Here is a 2859-nt window from a genome sequence, read left to right as displayed (position 1 = left end):
AATTATTTCAGTTATTTCCGTTTCAACCATCCTTTTTTTGGAGAAACAACAAGGCTTAAACCATGAAAACTACTATAAATATTAAACTGACCATTTTTTGTTCCAGATTGTGTTAAATTATAAATTTGATATTCACCTTTTGTGTATTGTGACCCAAGTTGATTGTTTATAAAATAACTTAAATCAAATAAGGCATACTTTGTTTTATAATTGAAACCTAAAGAAAGTTCTGTTGAAAAATTTAAGTTTTGATGTTGAACTGATTTTGAATAAAAAATATCTTTACTATTACTTCCATCTATGCTATAGACGCTAACACCAGTAGTATGTTCAAAATTTGTACCCGTAATTATATTCATATTAATTGCAGAGCCCAAGCTTAAATTAAGTTTAGGATTAATTTTAATAAAATATTCCATTTTAAGAGGAATTGAAAGTAAAAACTGACTGTACGAATCTATCTCTGTTAAAGTATAATCTACACCCATTCCAACATCTTGGTCTGTAATATTTAAATCAAATTTTGGTATAAATTCTTTTGCAATAATACCTGTTTTAAAATTAAAATTACCAGATTGAGCAAAATTATAATACACACCAAATTGATACGAAAAGTCTTTTGTAAATTCTACACTTGGATAGGCTGAACCATCGTAATTATGTGCTTCACTTGGCTTTAAAATTGAAGGTTGTAAAACAAAACTTAGTTTTGAATATTGCTTATGATAAATATTTTCTGCCTCTTGTGCATAAGAGTATATTGAAAATATTGTTGCAAGCCAAAGGCTTGCAACTATGTTTAAATTAATTTTCTGGCATATCATAATAATCTTTGTTTATAAATATAGTTCCTTGTTGATGTCTACTATATAGTTTATTGTCATTTAGTGTAAAATTAAACCTATTCGGAGAACCTACCGTTGCAATTGTTGTTACAGAAGTTTTTTTAACTTTAACCTTTTTTCTTCTTTTGTTCTTTTCTTCAAAAATTGGCTCTGTTGCTAAATCACAATCTATAAAACCAATACCACCTACTGTATGATTTTCAGCATTGATTGCAGCAACAATCCAAGTTCTTTTTTTCTTCCATTTACCTCTCCTGTTTTTTTTGTATCCAACTGTTTTTGCTTTAATTTTACTTGGAAAAATACTGTTATTAGTCTGATAGTCTGAGTTTGAACTTGAGCCAATGGCAGGTCTTACTTTACTAATTCGTTTTATCCTGTTATCATTATTCCACTCATATTTAACTTCTTTAACTTTATCTTTACACTTTCCATTTGGTCTTGGAGGAGTGTAAGTTGTTACATTTGGCAAAGAACTAGCTGGAGTACCGTTATTAATTGCATTTAAAGTTTCTAGATTAAGACCATTTATTGTTATGTAAGACCCCATATCATCGTAGAACTTATAGATTGTATAGCCTCTTTCTTTTGAGCCAATAATTACTTCGTGCCCATGGCTTAATAATGCTCTTTCCGATTCTTCATCAATAAAATCATTGTCAGGATCTTCATCGGCATTCCAGTCACCATCACCTTGCAATTCTAACCATGCAGTTTCTTCAGCTTCTATTTTTTGACGCAAGGAACAAAATGCTAAATCTTCTTCAAATTGTCTTAAAATATTATCTTCATCAAATCCAGCACTTTCACATAAAGCATCATATTCTTCATCAGAAATATCAGCTGGAACATTTGCATCAAAAGCGTCACAATAGTTTTCTGTTAATTCATCTAATTTTTCAATTGTAAGATGGTACTTTTCCCAACTTGGAAAAATTAAAATATTGTTTTCGCATTCTGTGTTTAAACCATTATCTACATTAATTGATTCTATGTAATCAAACATACTACTTTGTCTCATTGCTTCTTGAGAACTTGTTTTGTTTGCTTTTGTTATTTCATCTTGTGTTAATTCTGCTTTATCACAAGAATTAAATGAAAGTGTAAGCAAAAATACAATTTTTAATATATTATTCTTCATAATTTATAGTTAATTTCCCGTTTTATTAATTCGGACTACCGAAAGGACGATAACTTTAGGAACAATATTTGTTTTAAGTTAGTTGTACCGCCCTGCTGACTTAACTATTTTTACTAATACTAACTTTTCGTATTTCCTTACTTTGAATCAAAGTTCTGCAAGCGATTCGACTTTTTAGCACCGTTTTCAAAATTTTATGCCAACTCTTTTATTTTCGAAACTTTCTGATTAATTACATACCTTATACATAAGATTGGCTTAATTTTAAAGTAGGTTTTTTTTGACTTTTTGATTTATTAAATTTTTTGTTTTAAAAATTTTTCAAACTTAGCTTATGCATTACTACTATTTTTTACGTGAAAACACTTAATTTTCTGGTGTATTATTACTCATACATTTTTATTTATTTGATTCAATTATACCGTAGAATGATATTGAAAAACTTTTTCATTTTTTATTTAACCCCTCTGCAAAGGATTAGGTTATTTTAACCTATACCTTAATAAAATAGCGCTTCTAATTTCATTGATGAGATGAATATTTTTGTTGAAATTGTTTTCCTTTTCTTGCAGAAGTTTTAGTGCTTGGACATTTTTTAAATGCTGCTCGTGTTCTCGCATTACTCTTGTAACTTTTGGATTAAACTCATTTTTAAACTCGTAAATTGAAATAAACGGTATAACAGAACCTTTTAGATGTTGGTGCCAGAAATTGGATTTCCATAAACTCATGGCTATCCAATACACGTTTTCTTTTTGTTCTTCCGTTTGGAAGACCAAAACAAAGCTGTTGGTAAAAGGTTCGTTTTGAGGTTTGCCGCTGTTTTGTCCTTTGTTTAATACGAAAAAATGCGGGTTCGCATACTGTGTGTTC

The 2859-nt window shown here is 29.2% G+C and carries 3 protein-coding genes; all 3 read right to left on the bottom strand.

Annotation, left to right across the window (positions count from 1 at the left end):
- Positions 1-11 precede the first annotated feature (11 nt).
- Positions 12-824, bottom strand: a complete 813-nt coding sequence (locus KA468_RS10210; RefSeq protein ID WP_291242835.1) for a hypothetical protein — start codon at positions 822-824, stop codon at positions 12-14.
- Positions 805-1986 carry a hypothetical protein gene (locus tag KA468_RS10205; protein ID WP_291242834.1) on the bottom strand — a complete coding sequence of 394 codons (1182 nt, stop codon included), beginning with the start codon at positions 1984-1986 and terminating at the stop codon, positions 805-807. Before KA468_RS10205 ends, KA468_RS10210 begins: the two co-directional genes overlap by 20 nt.
- Positions 1987-2468: 482 nt before the next feature.
- Positions 2469-2859 (bottom strand): hypothetical protein (locus tag KA468_RS10200; protein ID WP_291242833.1); only part of this gene is annotated, 391 nt, incomplete at its 5' end.

It is taken from the genome of Flavobacterium sp. (assembly GCF_017985075.1).
In the GTDB taxonomy this organism is placed as follows: Bacteria; Bacteroidota; Bacteroidia; order Flavobacteriales; family Flavobacteriaceae; genus Flavobacterium.
Note: the sequence above shows the minus strand (reverse complement) of the source record. Positions and strands in the feature narration are given on the sequence as shown.

Excerpts from the sequence above, each read along its gene's own strand:
- KA468_RS10210 (WP_291242835.1), bottom strand. The coding sequence starts at position 824 with ATGATATGCCAGAAAATTAATTTAAACATAGTTGCAAGCCTTTGGCTT.
- KA468_RS10205 (WP_291242834.1), bottom strand. The coding sequence starts at position 1,986 with ATGAAGAATAATATATTAAAAATTGTATTTTTGCTTACACTTTCATTT.